Raw genomic sequence first — 19,430 nt, forward strand, 5'->3', positions numbered from 1 at the left:
TTATTTAAGAGCAAGACGAAAGGATGGTTAGATTGGAGAATACAAACAATAAAATACTAATAATTGATGAAGGATCAGAATTTAAAATTAAAGTTGAAGAAATAAGTGAATTTAATAAATCTTTTTTTAAAGATATATATGACAGTGCTGCTAAAAATATTAAGGATATAATAGAGAACACAGAAAAATATCATAGAATTAATAAAAAAGAAAACTTTTATAAAGATAAAGAAGAAAGAAATAATATAATTGCTTTTGCAGGAGAAAGAGGAACAGGTAAAAGTTCAGCAATAGTTTCAGTAGCAGAAGCTCTAAAAGATATAAATAATAAAGATGTAAAAGATTGTGAAATGTCAAAAGAGTTCATAGGTATTCAAGGATATTCTTATATTAATTTAGATGTTATAGATCCAGCACTATTAGAAGAAAAAGAATCAATATTTGAAATAGTTATTGCTAAAATGTTTTCTAAGTTTAAAGAAAAATTAGATAAAGATGATAGTTTGGAATTTGATGATAAGAAAAGATTGTTGAAGAAATTTCAAAATGTATATAAGAATTTAAAAATAATTAATACTGATAGAAAAGAGTTTTTTAAAGATTCAGCAGGAAGCGAAGATATACTTCAAACATTAATTAATTTAGCTTCAGGATCCAATATGAGAGATAGCTTTATAGAGCTAGTAGATGAGTTTCTAAAACTTTTTTCAAATGAAAAAGAAGACAGTAGATTTCTTGTGATTTCAATTGATGATTTAGATATGAATATCGAGCATTCTGCAAAAATGGCTGAACAAATAAGAAAATATCTTATGATTCCAAATGTAATTATATTGATGGCAGTTAAAATAGATCAGTTAAAAGATTCTGTCGAACAGATGTGCAGGAAAAATTATAAAGTAATGCTAAAAGAAGGTAATTTATCAGATAATCCAAAAGAAATGGCTGAAAGGTATATTGAAAAATTAATTCCAAATGGGAGAAAATTATTTCTACCAGATATTAGAGCTCATAAAAATGGTAGAGTAGATGAGATTTATTTAGAATTTACTAAAACAGATAATAAAGAAAACGAAACTAAAGAAAATAAGACAACAATAGAAGAAAAAGTTTTAGAAATGACGTATAGAAAAACAGGTTTAATCTTTATAAAACATAAATATGATGTTCATTTCTTAATTCCAGATAATTTAAGAGAACTTCAAAATTATTTAATAATGCTTAATAATATGGAAGATATTATGACTAGTGAAGACAAAGAGAAACTAAGGTTGGATAATAACTCTGATGAAAAAATAAAAATTCAGAAGTATATTATTGAAAAAAGGACTAAGAATATCGAAAAATTTGAAACGTATTTTATGAAATCATGGATCAAAAGAAACTTATCAAAGGAAAATGAAAGTCTTGTACAAGAAATTTATGATATGAGTATTGATAAGAAAAATAAATTTGTTGTTACAAAAATGTCTTCATTAATTTTTAAAATGCTTAAGAAAGAACTTGAAGAAAAAAGATACCAAGGAATTTTTAATGATAATGGAAAATTAGATAAAGTTGATAACAATATAATATTTAATATTGATAATAATCCACGTAATATAAGTATTGGAGATGTACTAGAAGTATTAAGAATTTATGATGATTATGATGATGTAGAAATGAAGAAGTTTAAATTTGCGATTAAAACAATTTATTCAATTATGATATATAAAGAAATATGGTGTAATGACAATTTTAATAATGTAGAAACAATAATCGGAGGAAATGTTTTTAGAGGAACTAGGAAAATAGTAGCTGGTAAAGAGCTTGGATTTATGGAAGATGGAAGCAAACTTAAATTAACAAAATATGCTGAATGTTCAATCGGAGAATATAGAAATTTAAAACACATGCTAGGTGTAAAGGCAAATATGCTTAGGGCAGATAACCTAAAAGAAACATTTGATAGAATTAAATATCATAATGATGAAGATTTAGAGTTATTAGAATGGTTATTTTATTTTATATACCTAGGAAAGGAGATGTATGATGGCTCCTATAGAATTAGCGAAGAAGAATATTGGTATAAGAGATCAAATATTACTAGAGGAAATATAAAAGTTGATTATGGAATATTTGATTGTACAGCATTTATTTCTTATTTATTGAATCCAATATTAAATCTAGAAAGGATATATTCTGTTAATTTTAATCAAAATAATAAAATCACAAAAGAGGTTAAAACAAGTCAATCTATGTTTACAAAAGTAGTAGAATGGAAAGAAAAATATAAAGTAGTAATTCCACTTTACAGTATTGAATTAATAGAATATATTTATAATAATATTGAGTCAAAATCAAAAAGAAGAAATAATATTGAGACTTATTATGATGTTTTTAAAGATATTATTCAAGCATTTAAAAAGATTTTAGAAGAGATTGTTCAAAAAAATATTTTTTTAAATAACATTGAAGAGGATGGTGTTGTTAATGCTTATGTGAATTGTCCAGTTATTAAGCCCATATTAGAAGATGATAATATTGAAGATTTTAAAAAGGTAATTAACTTGTGGGCTGAAATGAATAATAATGAAAAAGATATTAAGGATAAAATAGATAAAATTAATGAAATAATAAATTACTTCAAGGGAAATAAAGATAGAACTGAAAAAACATTAAAAGATAAAGTTGAAGAGATATATAAGGAAAAAATAAAAGATGATCAAAAATTAAAAGAAGATATTAATGTATGGGAAAAATTTATAAGCAATTATACTTATACTATTGATGGTAAAAGAGGTAATAGAATACATGAGGTATATATAGATAAATTATTAGAAATACTTGAAAATAGAAAAAGAGAATTAGAAAAACATAATATAAATAAAAATGAACCAGGAAGTGATTCTTAATGGACATTACTAGAGGTTGCATTGATATTATATTTAGAAAACAATCACCTGAAAAAATATTGAATAGTTTTTTCGGAAATAAGAATAATTATGAGCATCTACATGATAAAGTTAATAAGGACATTTTTATAACCAATGCATTAGAAGAATTTAGGCACTACTCAGAAGATGAAGTAGTTAATATCTATGACAAGCTATTTGTCTCTATGAAGGATATGAGAGAGATAAGTAGAGGAATGGCTGAAGAAAAGAAATTTTCTTCAGTCTTTAATCTACTAATTCAATTTACTGATGATGTTCTTGTTGAAAGAGATAAAGAACCATTTTGTAAGTTTGAACACATGTTAAGATGGAGAATGCTATCACACAAACTTGAACAAGATATTTTTACTACATCATATTTAGCATATAGAGATGTTCTATCCAATAGAAAGAGAAAGTACTTTTCTTGGGAACCGGTTATTAGAAGTGACAATAATAGACTACATGAAATGTTGCAAAAAGGATTAGCAGAAAATCATTTTCATTTAAAAGGTTCTGCTCCATATTTTAATCTTACTTGGATTAGCCTTATGAACAGAGTGATTGGGAGAGAAAATGAATTTAAAAAATCAGGAATAGGTGAGAAAAAGCTAATTCCAGATGTAATGATGGATGATAGGGACGAGTTTATAAAAACTAATTTATGGGTAAAAAGAGCAGCTATAATAAGAGCATTTCTTTTCAGTGAATTAATGGATATTGAGTTTTTTGATGTTAATGAGAGTGAAGTTGATAATGAGAATAATAAAACCAAGATTTCAAAAATGAAAGAACTAAAAAGATACTTGACTGGGTTAAACCTTGAGTTGGATAATCAGGAAATTCAAGAAAAGTTGAATATCCTAAAGATGGTTTATGGTTATAAATTTAAGAATGATAGTGATGGAACAGAGAGTCCAATTGACTATTGTATAACTAAAAACTTGGTTTCATCTAATAGAAATAGTAATCTATTTTTGGTAGGGGAGAGATATTTCTTGTATCTTATGTTCAAGAAAATTTATGAAAGAGATAAGAAGATTCTAAAATATGCAGATTTGTTTTATGTGTACCTAATTATTAAAGCTAAATTCAGAGGAGAACTTATTCAAATAAATGACAGGGTTGGATTTAAGAATTTTGCTGATTATCAAGGAAGAAAAACAAACTTTTTAAAGAAAGATCCTTTATTAAATAATGCTATATATAATATGGCAATAAGGTCGACTATGAAAGATCAGAATGTAAAAAGTCTAGAGGCAAGAATTTGTCCAGATGATACTGCAGAAGATACGGCCAAATTAATAAACGATATTGATAGAATAATTGATAATGAGGAAAAGGTTTGGAAAAATGACAAAAGCAGTGACAAGGATTTAGAAAGACTCATAGAATTAACAAATGATAAAGATGTGGATGAAAATAAGGATTATTTTTATGTAATTCATTTTCCAAAAAGAAGAGATAAAACAAAGTATGATGAGATAGACTCTATAGATAAAAAAACTATTTTATCAATGAAAGCAAGAGATTCAGAGGTTAGAGAATATTCTAAAGAACAAGCTTTTAATATTGTTGCTCTCAGAGAAAAGATTAATCCAGCAGTTAAAAGAATTCTGGGAATAGATGCATGTGCAAATGAGATCGGATGTAGACCTGAGGTTTTTGCACATTCTTTTAGATATTTAAGTAATCATACTAATTCAATAGAAGAAAGTATTATAGTTGATAATGAAATACCTCAACTTAGAATTACATATCATGCTGGTGAAGATTTTTTAGATCTTGTTGATGGAATAAGGGCTATTGAAGAAGCAATAATGTTTTTAAATCTAAAATCAGGTGATAGAATTGGACATGCATTAGCACTTGGTGTTAATGTAGAAGATTGGTACAAGAATAAAATGTATAGACTTATGCTGCCTAAACAAGATTATTTAGATAATATAGTTTGGATTCTTGCTAAAATGAGAGAATTCAATATACATGATAATGAAAGTTTAAAATATAATCTAGAAGATGAATTTAATAGACTATATCATGAAGTTTATTTGAGTGGTAAAAAAGATGATAGGCATTTCAAATATGTGAATAATCATATGACATATTATGATGCTTGGAAACTTCGAGGTGATGACCCATATTTGTATATAGATAATAAATACAATAAGGAAGTTGAAATACTTTATTGGGATAGATGTAAGATAAACAATTTGGTTGATGATTCAATAAGAGAGAATAGCAGTTGTTCATATATATATTCTAATTATCATTTTAATCCAGAAGTTAAGAAAAAAGGTGCTGAGCAATATGAGTTTTCCGTAAGTAAAGCTTATATTAAAGTGGTTGTGGAAATCCAAATGAAAATGCAAAAGATTTTAGGAACTAAAGGAATAGGTATCGAAACTAATCCATCATCCAACTATTTAATAGGAAATTTTAAGAGATATGATAAGCATCCTATAGTTAATTTCTTTAATCTAGGATTAACTGCTGATAGAGATGAAATAGAAAAGTGCCCACAGTTATTTGTTTCAATCAATACAGACGACCAAGGGGTATTTGGAACATACTTAGAAAATGAATATGCTCTTATGGCAATAGCACTTGAAAAAGCTAAAGATGAAAATGGAGAACCATTATATAACAAAGCTATGATCTATGACTGGCTAGATAGAGTTAGACAAATGGGATTGGAGCAGAGTTTTAATATTAAATAGGACAATATTGGAAAGTATATAGTAGTATTTTTATTTAAGAATAATATAAATTTTATTGTTTATCAATAATTAGAGACATAAGGAGATGAAAATGAAGAATTGGATATTTACTATAGTTCTGCTAGTACTATTTCTAGTAGGTAGTAGTTGTGTATTTGCAGATAATAATGATTATTTACGTGATAAAATACAAGACTTAGAAAAGAAAATTGAAGTACTTGAAGAACAAAATAAGTCATTAAATAGTCTTAATAATGAGCTTATAGAATTCAAGAAAAATTATGATAAAGATGAAGTTATTAAATATTATAAAGATATGCAATCAGACTATCAAAATACAGTTTCTACGATGTTCACAGTATTTGGGCTTTTAATAACCATAGGGGTCGTAGTTGTGCCGATATATTCTAGGATTCGAGAAGAAAAAGAACATGATAGAATTAATAAGTTTGTTGTGGACTCAAAAAAAACAATTAATCAGGAGTTGGAAGAAAATCGTATTTTAAATTCAGATGTGAACCGTAAAATGGAGATAAGTAATATTATATTGGAAACGAAAATATTAGAGAATAGCAAAAAGTATTATGAAGCAATTGAAATATTAAAAGAAGCATTAGAAAAGAACAAATATAAAGAATATTACGATTCATTAGCGCATTATTATGAGCTTGACAAGGAGTTTGATAAATCAATCAAGACACTTGAGGAAGCCATAGCATCAAATAAATATGATTTCAAAATGGCATATAAACTTGCGGATAAATTTTTAGGCATAAGGGACTACGCAGAAGCATTAAAATATTTTAAGTTAGCAATTCAGGAGAATCCAAATAATTATAAGGGATATTATTCTATAGGAAAAACATATGAGGATATTGAAGATATTGACAGTGCAATTTGCTTTTATAAAAAATCCTTGGAATTAAATCCAACATTAGTGGCTAGTTACATTAGGCTATCAAAATGTTATACAAGATTAGGTAGAGACGATGAAGCAATTAAATTACTTAAAGTAGGAAATAACTTAATTCCAAACAATATAAAGATCTTAGATCATACAATAGATATCTTAACGAAAAACGGTATGAAAAATGAAGCACGAAAGATAATTGAAGCTTTTCAAGGTGATAGCATTAAAATAATTAAGTTGAAAAAATATCTAGAAAGATAATTAACATTAACAAATCGAATATAAAAACATATAATGTTGGAAGTGACAACAAATAATTATGTAATATGTTGTAGTAATCAAAAAATTAAATTATAAGATAAATTTATTTATCGGAATAAAAATTCAATAAAGTCAGAGATAAGGACTTTTAAAAGTTATCCTTGATTTTTATGAAATAAATTATACTTAAAACATTAGATGATTCAATACTCATGTCCAATAAAATCAAAACAAATATATAACAGGGACAAACAATGTATCAAAATTGCCCCTGTATTTTTAAAAATCATCTATAACAATATCATGTTTATTATTTTAGTTATGAAAAAATAAAAGTGTACAAGTGATTTTCCCACACTTTTCCCACAAAAGTTTTAGATAACTACAGTATTCCTTATTATGGAATAGGGTTTAACTCAAGTAATACCAACGGTTAAAGGGAATTATAGGGGGGCGCAATTTCCATAAAATTGAATCCGGGGGTCGCAGGTTCGAATCCTGTTAGGTGTACCGTAAAGCATTGATATAAGCCGGTTCTCATTTGAGTGAGAATGGGCTTGATTTCTGTTTTCCCACACTAATAATGAATTTAATAATTAATATTTATATTTATCATTACAAGATTCCTTATAATTATCAGATGTAACAATATGGGTATAGTTTTCTTTTATATTGAAGGTCTTTATTTTGCTCAAGAATGTTTCTGTACTATTTTTGAGGTTTTTCTAGGGTTTTACTGATGATACAATATAAGTATAGAGCAATTAAAACCCTTCATAAAACGCGGAGGGGTTCTCTAGTAGCGAATCGAGATAATTTAGATATATGCTATGCTCAATTTGATAATAAAAAAGGAGAATCAAAATGGAAGAAAAAATAGGGGAGAACATAAAAAAATTAGAAATAATTAGAGAAAACATAAAAACTTACATCAATGAAGCAGGTGAAAAATTTAATGGGTCTTTACTTGTTTCTGTAAATGACGAAAAACTGATTAGTAAGGGCTATGGATATGCAAATTTTGAGTTAGATGTAAAGAACACAGAGAAAACAAAGTTCCGTATATGCTCAATAACTAAGCAGTTTACAGCTGTTGCTTTAATGCAATTAGTTGAAAAGGGTTTGGTGAGTGTGGAGGATACATTAAACAAGTATATAGCTGACTACCCACAGGGAAATAAAATAACTATTCATCATCTACTAACTCATACTTCAGGTATAGTAAATCATTCTTGGACTGAGAATTATGCAAAGATGAAGGTAAAAAAATACACTATAGAAGAACTTATTGAAACTTTTAAGTATTTACCTTTAAATTTTGAACCAGGCTCCAAATTCGAATATTCAAACTCTGGATATATGATACTGAGTTATATAATTGAAAAGGTATCAAATAAAATGTATGGAGAGTACATACAAGAGTGTATTTTTGACAAACTCTCTATGAATGAGTCAGGTGATGATAGCCCTTTAAAGATATTGAAAAATAGAGCAAGTGGCTACTGTATAGATGAAGTTAGTAAAGAGTTTAGGAATTCATCGTATATAGATATGAGTATCATTCAAGGTGATGGAGGATTATATTCTACTGTGGAAGATTTACACATTTGGAACAAGGAACTATTTGATGGGAGTATAATTAGTAAGGAGTCTTTAAAGAAGATCACTACACCTTATGTTGCAGAGGATGACAGTAATAGTTATGGTTATGGATTAAGCTTAGGTTTGGAGGAAATCGCAGGCAAAGTTAGAAACATAATATACCATGGTGGAGAGATTAATGGTTTTTTATGCACTAATGAAGTATTTATTGAGGAGAATGTGCAAATTATAGCCTTGTCAAATATAATGAATCATTTTATTTTCGAACTAGTAGAAAATATTGAAGAGATTATCTTAAAGGAATTGAATTAATAAAAGCTTTTCGAAGTGCTGGGAGATGTGCTTTGAAAAGCTATTGTTATATTGAGTTTTTTTTGTTTAAATGCTGAATGGGTTCCACACAATATAATTAAATAAATTTTATATTGTATGGGAGGCTTGTAAATTGAAAAAGAAAATATTCATAAGTTGTTTTATGACAATAGTATTTTTATTTATGGTTCCTTCAAGCGTTTTTGCATTTTCTAAAGATACAAATACTCATTCTATAAGTTGTATTATGAAAGTTAATAAGTTAAACCATCATGAAAAAGATAAAATTATAAAATTCCCAGATTCTAGTTTAGAAAAAATAATAAGAGAAGTTATAAAAAAATCCAAAGGTGATATTTATCAAAGTGATGTCCATAACATTAAGATTTTAGAAGCAAAATCTAGAAATATTACAAATTTAGATGGTTTAGAATATTTAACTGGATTAATATATTTAAATTTATCTCAAAACTATAAACTAAAAGATATAGATGTATTAAGTAATTTAACAAAATTAAGAGTTTTAAGTTTGCGTAATACAGAAATAAGTAATATTACTCCATTAAGGAATTTAACCAGTTTAGAAAGTTTAGATTTATGGGGCAGTAAAGTAGTAGATATAAGCCCATTAGTTAATTTAACTAATTTACAAGATTTAGAATTGAGTTACAACGAAATAAGTGATATAAGTTCATTACATAAATTAAAGGGTTTGACTGAATTGAATTTAGCTAGTAATGAGATTATTAATATTAGTTCATTGAGTAATTTAATTAATTTAAAGAATCTAAGTTTAGATTTTAACAAGGTTAGTGATATTGAGCCATTGAGTAATTTAACAGAATTGAATCAGTTAAGCTTATACACAAACAAGATTAACAATATAAATTTTCTAAGCAATTTAACTAACTTAACGAGATTAAGTTTAGGAAATAATAATATTTTTGATCTTAAACCTTTAAAATCTTTAATTAACTTAAGATCATTAGGATTAATGAATAATAAAGTTAATGTTATAAACACATTAACTAATTTAATTAACTTGGAGTATTTAGATGTATCAGAAAATCAAATTACAAATATTAAACATTTAGAATCTTTAACAAAGTTAAAGTATTTATCTTTGAGAGAAAATTTAATTGAGAATGTTGAAGGTATGAAATCTTTAATTAGTCTTGAGGATTTAAATTTGAGACATAATCAAATAAATGATATAAAAGGTTTAGGTGATTTAAATAAATTACAAAAATTATTATTAGATTATAATCAAATAAGTGATATTAATGAGTTAAGTTCATTGTCAAATTTAACTTCTTTAGGTCTTAACAATAATAAAATTACTGATATTGATGGGTTAGGTTCATTGTCTAATTTAAAACACTTGTATCTTGAGAATAATAAAATAACTAATATTAAAGGGTTAAGCACATTAATAAATCTAAGAAGATTAAATATCTCAAATAACCAAATTACAGATATAAGTCCAATAAAGGAATTGCCTAATTTAACTAAAGTGTATTTTTCTGATAACCCTATTCCGAATTATGTTTATAAAGACGCTATGTATAAAAGATTTATATTATCAGTACTTAATCCATATATTTACGAAGCAATAAGTAAATATTATGGTGAATCTAGACAATATATGGACTCAGGAATTTTAGATATAAAAGTAATTCAAGGAGGATATAAAATAAAAGTAAGAGTTACAACATTTGTTGGCTCTCATAATCCACCTTATGGTTTAGATACTATGATTATAATTAAAGATAATTCAGGAATATATGTTGAGGACTTTCAGCATGAAGAAATTTAACGTAGCAATAAAATATTAGGGGCTGTTAACAAATGATTGGAAAGTATTTGTTGATAGCCTCTTTTAGCGATTTTGATTTAAATGTATAAATATGGTATAATATGGAGCATTATATAAAAAATATAAGGACAAATTAAGTTCACCCTGATAGAAGAATGAGAATATAAAGCATTTTTATATCAAGAAAATAGGAGTTACAAAGTTATGACTGAAAAAATTAGACATCTACTTATGAAAAAACTTGGAGTGAAACCTAAAGTTCGGATTTTAAATCTTTATGAAAACGAAATAGGATTCAGTAATGATATTGCAATGTTTAATTTGAAATTTGAATTAAAGGGAAAGAGTTTTAATAAAGAAGTTGTTTTCAAGGATTACTCTAAAGAATATAAAGGGAATGATAGTTTAACTAAGTTTAATAAGGAAGTATCTATATTTAATAGTGAATATATAAGGGGTAGTATCAATATGCCAAGAGTTTATTTTGAAGATGAAGAAGCTAAAACAATTATAATGGACAAAATTAGTGGTGCCTCATTAGATGAGATATACATAAAAAATCCAGAAAAATTTGAGTATTCAATAAAAGCGTTTGGTAACACATTAGCTTCCATTCATTTTTTAGATATAGAACATATTCAACAAGATGTTCTGATTAGTAATAAAAGTTCAAAAGAGCACTTTTATGAATATATTAAGAGCATTAGAAAGAGAATAGAATGCTATGAGGAACCTCAGTATATGAGAATACTTGAGGGGATAATTGAAAGATTTAAGAGTGTGGAATTTGGTAATCAATGTCTCAATCATGGAGATTTTCATTTTCTCAATGTAATATATACTGATGAAGAAAAATTATTTGTTCTAGATTGGGAAAAAGCTAAAATTACGGACTTTAGATTTGATTTAGCAAATACTTTAGTATTATGTTATTCATGGTTTGGAATAGATTTTAAATCAATATTTTTAGAGGCATATGAGAATACCTCAGGGTTAACAATTCATCAACTAGAATATTTTGAAGCATTATTAAGTTTTGATTCTTTATCAAAATGTTTATCTTTAGTTCATGGGTATGATGATAGCCATGTTAGAGATAAATCTTTCATGTGGATAAAAAGAAGATATGAACTATTTGTACAGAAAAATGGTATCAGAATTGATAAGGTTGAAAAATATCTACAGAATAAAGGGGTATTTCTTTAGGAAATAAATTTAATCAAATAAACTATGGGGGTTTTTAATATGGATTTTTTAAAAAAGATAGTTGGAGATAAATGTTATTTGTCTCCAGTAGATGATAGTTTGACAGAAAAGGTAGCAAAATGGAGTAATGACCTAAGGGTGTCAATTAGAACTGGTGATATTTCTGACATGATTACTTATGAGGCACAAAAAGAATATTTAGAGAATATGAATAGAAGGGGCTATGCATTTTATGTTGTAGATGCTTCTGATGATGAAGCAATTGGGATTATAAGACTAATGAGAGTAAACCACATATATAGAAATGCTGTATTAGGAGTTTTCATAGGTGACTCCAGTAATAGAAATAGTGGTATTGGAACTGAAGCCACTAAATTAATATTAGATTTTGCTTTTAATGTAATTAATTTAAGAAATGTTATGATAGAAACATTTTCTTTCAACGAGAGAGCTATTAAAGTGTGTAAAAAAGTCGGATTCAAGGAAATTGGTAGAAGGAGAAATGCGATTATTTATGGTGAAAATGAATTCGATGAAGTGTTCATGGATATATTGAATAGCGAGTTCACAGATTCAAAAATTTGCCAAGCACTAAAATAGAAATAAATTGAGAAATGTAAAAAATGTAAATTAACGATTATTTATATAATCATTTATTTAGGAGGTCATTATGAATAAGCAGTTTGAAACTTTTCTACAAAATCATAATCTAAGTGGCATAAGTTCAATTAATAAAAGTGATTTGCATAACCATTTAGGAAAGGGAGGCAATGTAAATTATATTACCTCAAGATATAATTTAAAAATTGATTTGCCGCCTTCAAAATTTGAATCTTTATTTCATATGGACGAATGGGCCAAAGAAAACATAAAAAAGAAATGCCCTTATATAAAAAGGTTGGAAGCGGCATTTGTACAAGCGGCAGATGATAATATCAGTGTATTGGCGGCGAGTTTTGGACTTGATGAGGCAATGACTATTGGAGGTATGCCTGTAGAAGCCTTCATAGATACAATGAAAAGCTTTAATCAACAACTAGCACCTAATACAATATTGCTACCAGAGTTGGCATTTACTAGGGGGTGTGACGTTGATAAAGAATTTTCAAGGCTTGATGAAGTATTATCTTACAACTGGTTTAAATCTGTAGATATTAATGGTGTTGAATCTGAACAGCCTATAAAAAATTTCAAGAAAATTTATAGAAAAGCAAAGGAACATGGGCTTAGGTTGAAAGCTCATGTTGGTGAATTTGGAACTGCTGATGATGTTATGGAAGCTGTAGAAGAACTAGAGCTGGATGAAGTTCATCATGGAATAGCATCCGCAAATTCAGAATTTGTTTTGAATTGGCTGTCAAAACATAAAATACAATTAAATGTTTGTCCATCAAGCAATGTTAAGCTGCAAGTAGTGGAAAGCTATGCAGTTCACCCTATAAGGAAAATATACGATTATGGAATACCAGTGACAATTAATACGGATGATATGTTAGTTTTCAATCAAAGCGTTTCTCAAGAATATCTAAATTTATTTAAGTCTGGATTGATGAATGGCCATGAGTTGAATCACATCCGTGAAATTGGGTTAAGAGAAATTTCTTACTATGGATTATAAACATAATCAGAAGTTATTTTACTTCGCAACATTCTTATGTTACGATACAACAAACTAATAATCACGTAATCAATTAAGACATAAAAAAAGAGATTAGTGAAATGTGAAAAATATTTGAGAGTACACAATATAACTCTATGGTGACATAAGGGGATAACAAAATTTAAAGTAGAAGAAACACCTGTTAAAGCACAAATGTAAATTATTATGCACCAAAAGAGTACTAATGTTTTATACAATTTGAGTATTTAAATTTGGAAAGGAGTCTTAATGTGGATACAATCGAAACAATATATAAAAGAAGAAGTATAAGGAACTATTTGGATAAGAAAGTTGAAAAAGATACTATTATAACTTTATTGAAAGCCGCGACAGCAGCACCAACAGCAGCAAATTGTCAGCCGTGGGAGTTTATAGTTATTGATGATGCAGAGAAACTTTCAGAAATTAAAGAAAAATTTAATTTTGCTAGGTACAATGCACCTGTTGCTATTGTTGTGTGTGGGAATATGAAATTAGCATTTAAAGGCCCAGGTAAAGAAATGTGGGTTCAAGATTGCAGTGCAGCAATAGAGAATATTTTAATTGCTGCAACAAGTATTGGGCTTGGCTCAGTTTGGATAGGTGTATACCCCATGGAAAGCAATATTAAGCCAGTAAAAAAAATACTCAATATCCCAGAGTACGTTACTCCTCTTGGTATTGTATATGTTGGGTATCCTGCAGAGGAAAAAGAAGCGAGAACGAGATTAGATGAAAAAAGAGTATATTGGCAGGAGTATGAACCTAGTCGTAAGCATAGGACAAAGGATAAGCCCATTATAGGACATTATTAGAGGTTTTAAGGACACAAAATATGTAACTTTTTTTATTTTGAAGCAAACTTAATTGATTAGTTAGATTAATTCGCTATCTTTTTATATTAAGTAATAAACATCAAACATATATCTGTGTGAGAACATCTAGTTGTTATTGCACAAAATGAAGCTAACGTGAGGGAAGAGAAGAATGTAATGTTAAATAATAATTGATACATCAACTGTTTGTTTTATGAATTAAAGAATTATAATAAAAGTTACGGAATAGTAGAATATTGTGTTACATCTGTAACCAAGATTATTTTTATTTTGTCTGGGGGGTTCAATATGGAATATATATGTCCACATTGTGGCAAATCTGTATCTTGTAAGTGGTGGGGAGTAAAACGGCTTCTGAAATGCTCTAACTGTCATCAACATATATTTGCATCAATAAAAATCAAATTAAACATCTTAAATTTTGTTGGAGGGTTCACAGGAGTATTAATCACTCCCATGATTATTATATTTACAGAACTTGCGATATGGAAAAAACTTTTACTTGTTTTATTAGCCAGTTTTGTATTGTGTTCAATTGTCCAAGTAATTGAGTTGAAAATATGCCATGAAGCAAATGTGAAAGTTGAAAATAGGTAAATATAATCTGCATTTGCATTTACGTCGCAATCTTCAGGTATTGGGAAATAATGGATAAGCAATAATGTAATCAATTAAGGCATAATAAAAGAGTATTCTACAATAAAAAAACTGTAAGAATAACATAAATATATTTTTAAACTATAAGAAAAGGAGACAGATAAAACTGTCTCCTTTTCTAACATATTATATATGTCTAATATATAATATGTTAGATTTTATAAGCATTTTTTCAAATTAGGTCTTGATAACTTTAATTTTCCTTACTTTTTTGTGTTATAGAAAGAGAGTTCCTAACAAAGTTAAGAATACCCTGAATAACCTTTTCTGTGTCATCTACAGTTTCACTTCCTAGAAATACTTTCATTCTCTCCTTATAATAATCAGATGCAAATGAAAACTGAAACATAATAATAAGATTATCTAGACAGAAAGAAAGGATTTTTTTATCCATATCTGAAGTTATTATCCCATCTTTTCTTGCTTTTTCAATTGCCTCACAGTATAGGTTAGCAGTAATTGATTCTAGTTTAAACGAAAGTTTATCTGCAAATGATGAAAGACTTTGGGTAGTAATATTAATATATATTTGGTTTATTTCAGGGTAGATTAATGCATAATCTTTTGCTATTCTTAGAAGTTTTTCAAATGTATGAAAAAAATCACCCTCATTAATATCAATCTCTTCCAGTGCTTTTTCCAAAATGTGAAAGCACTCATCTACTACTGTAAGAAATAAGGATTCTTTTGAATCAAAATAGCTATACATAGAACCAATGCTTACACCTGCTTTTTTTGAAATAATATTAATATTGGTAGCAGTATATCCATTAGCTGCAAATTCTGAAATTGCAACATTAAGGATTTTTTGTCTTCTATGTTTTGATATTTTTCCAAAGGTACTTTTATAAAATTTTTCTTTTGATTTTTCTTCTTCCCTAATATCAATTGCTAGATCCATTGTATCCTCCTTAGGTGTTTATAAATAAATTTAGAATATCAATATATTTTAAATAGAATTTCCTAAAGCATAAGCTGCTTTAACTGCTTCAAGGACTCTGCCACAAGAGAAGGAATCACCTATGTTGTGAATTTCAGAAGCGATTCGATTTCTTGTACACTTATAGTATAAATCATCTTTTGGCTGGGAACCAGTGCAAAGTATTACTTTATCTGTATTTATTGTAATAATTTCATTGTTAGCTTTGATTTTTTTCTTAAATGGATTCTCAATGTTATCTGGAAGAATAGGGGTCCATGTTATATATGGATCTGGTACAGTTTTAGAAATATTCTGGGATACTTCTACTGAATTTTTGTTTATCCTTTTCACTGTTGAGCAATTCATGAGCTTCACACCATTTTTATGAAGATTGTAAATCATATAGTGTCTATTGGATGTGCATGTTTTTTTCATGAAATATGGTGTCATTTCAATAATTGTTACCTTTTTGTTCATTTCAAAGCTTAACATATGGGCAATTTCACAGCCTACATCTGATCCACCAATTATTACAATTTCCTTGTCATTTTCCACTAATGTTGGATTATTTAGAAAGTCTACTCCCAAAATAACACTAGGAAGAGTAACGCCGTCTATTGGCGGTTTCAATGGTTTAGTTCCTGTACATAGGACTATTGCTTCAAAGTTTTCTTTATTTAAAATTTCTTCAGTAACTAAGGTATTAAACTGAGTTGTTAATTTAAATGACTTTTTAGTTCTTTTTAACTCATTATTAAGATAATCTACATAGTTTTGCAATTCAAACTTTATTTTAGGTTTTGAGCCAGGAATAATCATACCTCCTGCTTTTTTATTTTTATCATATATGGTAACATCATGACCTCGTTTTGCAGCAGTACAGGCAAAAATAACTCCAGCTGGCCCTGCACCAATTACTGCAATTTTTTTAGGTGTAGGGGTAGGGGACATGTCATTATTATATTTATGTTCGAATGCTGTTCGTGGATTTACTGCACAGTGTGGGTGTCCCCCTATAGCCAGTTGACCTAGGCAACCTTCATGATCTCCAATACAAGGGATTATTTCAGATATTCTTCCGGAGTAAACCTTATTAGGCCAAAATGGGTCAGCAAGAAGGGGTCTAGCAAGCATGACCATGTCGCACTTATCCTCTCTAAGTGCTCTTTCAGCAAGATCAGGATAACCTAATTTTCCTACAGCAATAATGGGAATGGATAAACCAATATTGGATTTAATATTATTCTCCTTGAAATATCTTTTCACCATATCAGCTAGTTCAATATATACTCCAGGGGGCATTCCATTTGGAGGGTGTGGCATCCACCAATTATCATATCCTCCTAAGTCTACATCAAAAGCGTCAACACCTGCTTCAACTAGATTTTTCATATAATCTAAAGTCATATCAGCGGTTCGACCATTACTGAATTTCTTTAATACCTTAACAGATTTCATTCTATCGCCATATGTTTCATGTAAGACTAAAGAAAGGTCTATTCTGTAGTGAATTGGATAGAATTTACCACATCTTTTTCTAATTTCGTTCACAGTATTCAAACCAAAGGTCTGCCAATTGGAAAACCGGCCAAGTTTTCTTCTGTTATATGCAGGATCTGTCATCTGTTCAATGAGATATCCTGAATGACCATGAAGATAAACACCATCAATTCCTAATTCTTTTGAGTCTGAGGCTATTTGACCAGTATGATTTATAATTCTTCTACATTCTCTATCTGTTAAAGGTCTGCAAGGTATCTGTGGAATATACCAGTTGGGATTGAATGATGAAGATATAGGAAATTTCTTTTTCTTAGTTAAACATTCTGGATTCCCAACTCGTCCCATACCAGGAGCTAGCTGAATAAAAAATCTTGAACCATAGGCATGACATCCTTCAACTAGTTCTCTCCAACCAGCATAGGAAGATCTGTGACTATCAAGTCTTGGGAAAATCCCTGTACTATTTAGATCTTCATATGAAGGATCATCTTTCCAGTAGACAGGAGTCATTCCGCTTGTTATAAGACCAACGCCGCCTTTAGCGCGTTCTAAGAAATACTGAATCATCTTCTCGTTAGGTTTCCCAGTTTCATCAGCCATACTCACATTTCCCATGGGACCCATTACAATACGGTTTTTTATTTTAAGTTTATTGATTTGTATTGGTTCAAATAGTTTATTATATGGAAATAAATTAGAGGTCATTTTTCCATCTTCAAGTTTCTTAGGATCTTCAAACCAAGAATCCAGATTCTTCATTAGTTCTTCAATTTGTTTTTGATATTTATTCTCCATATTAATCCTCCATATAATACTTTTTGAATTTACCTTTTGCCATTAAATTACCAACTAACCCACCTAAAATTTGAATAATTGGATAATTGATTTTTAAATCTATGAGTTCAATTAGGTTTCCATCTGGATCTTTTAAGAACACCCAATCAGTTCCATCAGTTTGTTGTGGTTCCATAAAGAAGAATATACCTCTAGCCTTAAGGCTCTTATACCACTTAGAGATATTCTTCACATCTAATGTGAAGTGAGTGCACCCAGGTTTATTCCATATAACATGACTTGAAGGGGATGTTGTATTAAATTCAAATATTTCAAGTATGCCTCCTTTAGGAGCACGTAAAAAACCTAGTCTTATACTAGTGTTGTGAAGTTTATATAGAGGATATAGCTGCTCAACTTCATCTTCACTAAGTGTTTGCTCTGATATAAGTTTGAATCCAAACATGGTGGAATACCACTTTACTGCTTTTTCAAAATTAGATACTGTTAGTCCAACATGATTTATAGAGCGTATTTTCATATTAACACCATCCTTAAGACAAGTTTAAATTATTTGGCATAAGAGCCTACTAATGTCATATATTCACCTAACTGTGCTCCAAATTCGGGAGCTCCTTCCATAACCAATTTCTCGCTAATTGTTGATTCAATAAGATTATCAGTTTCTAGGAGTATACCAAGGGCACTGTCAACAGAATCAAAATGCATAGTGAAGAAAGGTTTAGAGCGTTTATATATACCTCTAGAAGCCTTACTTTTTCCAGCTTTAATTCTAATATATGCTGATAACTCTGGTTTACCCTCTATAACCCAAGCATAAACTCTATCTGGACTTCTTTTTACCCACTTTGAAACTTCAGGATGACCAGCTTTGTTTAGTTGACTTATCCCTGAAGAGAGAAGATAAAAATACAATTGTGCAAGTAGGTCTTTTTCTTGAGTGTCCTTAGGTGGTGAAGTTGCTCCTAATAAATTGGACATGGTAATCAGTGCTTTAAAAGTACTTATCAAAAGGCCTATATTTTTGAAACCTCTAATTTTAGGTAGTTTCTTGCTTTTTCCTCTAAAAAAATTATTTAATGCTGGTATGCTTTTAAATTCAAGTTCAATGTCAGGGGAAGGAGTTATACCTTTTACTACAGTCCATAAACCATCCTCAACTTTATAATGAGTTCCTACTTTACCATCAGAATCTTTAGCACTTATCTGTATCAATACATTTTTATTATTGAATTTTTTTGAGAGATTTTCTTTCTTTTCTACGATGACTTTTAATAAGGGTAGCACAGCATTTAAGAAAATTTTATTTGCATAAAGCTCTTCAATAGGTATCATA

General features: G+C 28.6%; 14 protein-coding genes. 10 read left to right on the top strand and 4 right to left on the bottom strand.

Going from position 1 to position 19,430, the window contains the following annotated elements; all coding sequences use genetic code 11:
- Positions 1-32: 32 nt before the first annotated feature.
- The 10 genes from KDK92_RS15665 (at position 33) to KDK92_RS15710 (ending at position 14,814) form a co-directional block, all read left to right on the top strand.
- Positions 33-2,894, top strand: coding sequence for a hypothetical protein (locus KDK92_RS15665; protein WP_250860281.1), 2,862 nt, complete (start codon positions 33-35; stop codon positions 2,892-2,894).
- Positions 2,894-5,635: a hypothetical protein gene (locus KDK92_RS15670; RefSeq protein ID WP_250860282.1), complete on the top strand. Its 2,742-nt coding sequence runs from the start codon at positions 2,894-2,896 to the stop codon at positions 5,633-5,635. The genes KDK92_RS15665 and KDK92_RS15670 overlap by 1 nt, the downstream gene beginning before the upstream one ends.
- Positions 5,636-5,726: 91 nt before the next feature.
- Positions 5,727-6,806, top strand: coding sequence for a tetratricopeptide repeat protein (locus KDK92_RS15675; protein WP_250860283.1), 1,080 nt, complete (start codon positions 5,727-5,729; stop codon positions 6,804-6,806).
- Between the two features lie 864 nt (positions 6,807-7,670).
- Complete coding sequence (locus tag KDK92_RS15680; RefSeq protein WP_250860284.1) at positions 7,671-8,720, top strand: serine hydrolase domain-containing protein; 1,050 nt, start codon at positions 7,671-7,673, stop codon at positions 8,718-8,720.
- A 133-nt stretch (positions 8,721-8,853) separates the two neighbouring features.
- A complete protein-coding gene (locus KDK92_RS15685; protein ID WP_250860285.1) occupies positions 8,854-10,536 on the top strand; it encodes a leucine-rich repeat domain-containing protein in 1,683 nt (560 codons plus the stop codon).
- Positions 10,537-10,740: 204 nt separating this feature from the next.
- Positions 10,741-11,742: a phosphotransferase family protein gene (locus tag KDK92_RS15690; protein WP_250860286.1), complete on the top strand. Its 1,002-nt coding sequence runs from the start codon at positions 10,741-10,743 to the stop codon at positions 11,740-11,742.
- Positions 11,743-11,781: 39 nt separating this feature from the next.
- Positions 11,782-12,342 carry a GNAT family N-acetyltransferase gene (locus tag KDK92_RS15695; protein ID WP_250860287.1) on the top strand — a complete coding sequence of 187 codons (561 nt, stop codon included), beginning with the start codon at positions 11,782-11,784 and terminating at the stop codon, positions 12,340-12,342.
- 70 nt (positions 12,343-12,412) lie between these two features.
- Entirely contained in the window at positions 12,413-13,360 is a 948-nt protein-coding gene (locus KDK92_RS15700) for an amidohydrolase family protein (RefSeq protein ID WP_250860288.1), read from the top strand.
- Positions 13,361-13,632: 272 nt separating this feature from the next.
- Complete coding sequence (locus tag KDK92_RS15705; RefSeq protein ID WP_250860289.1) at positions 13,633-14,196, top strand: nitroreductase family protein; 564 nt, start codon at positions 13,633-13,635, stop codon at positions 14,194-14,196.
- A 309-nt stretch (positions 14,197-14,505) separates the two neighbouring features.
- Complete coding sequence (locus tag KDK92_RS15710; RefSeq protein ID WP_250860290.1) at positions 14,506-14,814, top strand: hypothetical protein; 309 nt, start codon at positions 14,506-14,508, stop codon at positions 14,812-14,814.
- Between the two features lie 253 nt (positions 14,815-15,067).
- Here KDK92_RS15710 and KDK92_RS15715 read toward each other — a convergent pair whose 3' ends face one another.
- From KDK92_RS15715 to KDK92_RS15730, 4 genes are read right to left on the bottom strand one after another with little or no spacing between them, the layout of a single operon-like run.
- Complete coding sequence (locus KDK92_RS15715) at positions 15,068-15,775, bottom strand: TetR/AcrR family transcriptional regulator (RefSeq protein WP_250860291.1); 708 nt, start codon at positions 15,773-15,775, stop codon at positions 15,068-15,070.
- A 48-nt stretch (positions 15,776-15,823) separates the two neighbouring features.
- Positions 15,824-18,094: an oxidoreductase gene (locus KDK92_RS15720; RefSeq protein ID WP_250860292.1), complete on the bottom strand. Its 2,271-nt coding sequence runs from the start codon at positions 18,092-18,094 to the stop codon at positions 15,824-15,826.
- 1 nt (position 18,095) lies between these two features.
- A complete protein-coding gene (locus tag KDK92_RS15725; RefSeq protein WP_250860293.1) occupies positions 18,096-18,614 on the bottom strand; it encodes a VOC family protein in 519 nt (172 codons plus the stop codon).
- A 29-nt stretch (positions 18,615-18,643) separates the two neighbouring features.
- Positions 18,644-19,429, bottom strand: coding sequence for a hypothetical protein (locus KDK92_RS15730; RefSeq protein WP_250860294.1), 786 nt, complete (start codon positions 19,427-19,429; stop codon positions 18,644-18,646).
- Between the last annotated feature and the right edge of the window lies 1 nt (position 19,430).

Source organism: Oceanirhabdus seepicola (assembly GCF_023684385.1).
GTDB classification, from domain to species: Bacteria; Bacillota; Clostridia; order Clostridiales; family Clostridiaceae; genus Oceanirhabdus; species Oceanirhabdus seepicola.

Coding starts and splice junctions, on each gene's coding strand:
- KDK92_RS15670 (WP_250860282.1), top strand. CDS start 2,894: ATGGACATTACTAGAGGTTGCATTGATATTATATTTAGAAAACAATCA.
- KDK92_RS15675 (WP_250860283.1), top strand. CDS start 5,727: ATGAAGAATTGGATATTTACTATAGTTCTGCTAGTACTATTTCTAGTA.
- KDK92_RS15680 (WP_250860284.1), top strand. CDS start 7,671: ATGGAAGAAAAAATAGGGGAGAACATAAAAAAATTAGAAATAATTAGA.
- KDK92_RS15690 (WP_250860286.1), top strand. CDS start 10,741: ATGACTGAAAAAATTAGACATCTACTTATGAAAAAACTTGGAGTGAAA.
- KDK92_RS15695 (WP_250860287.1), top strand. CDS start 11,782: ATGGATTTTTTAAAAAAGATAGTTGGAGATAAATGTTATTTGTCTCCA.
- KDK92_RS15700 (WP_250860288.1), top strand. CDS start 12,413: ATGAATAAGCAGTTTGAAACTTTTCTACAAAATCATAATCTAAGTGGC.
- KDK92_RS15710 (WP_250860290.1), top strand. CDS start 14,506: ATGGAATATATATGTCCACATTGTGGCAAATCTGTATCTTGTAAGTGG.
- KDK92_RS15715 (WP_250860291.1), bottom strand. CDS start 15,775: ATGGATCTAGCAATTGATATTAGGGAAGAAGAAAAATCAAAAGAAAAA.
- KDK92_RS15720 (WP_250860292.1), bottom strand. CDS start 18,094: ATGGAGAATAAATATCAAAAACAAATTGAAGAACTAATGAAGAATCTG.
- KDK92_RS15725 (WP_250860293.1), bottom strand. CDS start 18,614: ATGAAAATACGCTCTATAAATCATGTTGGACTAACAGTATCTAATTTT.
- KDK92_RS15730 (WP_250860294.1), bottom strand. CDS start 19,429: ATGATACCTATTGAAGAGCTTTATGCAAATAAAATTTTCTTAAATGCT.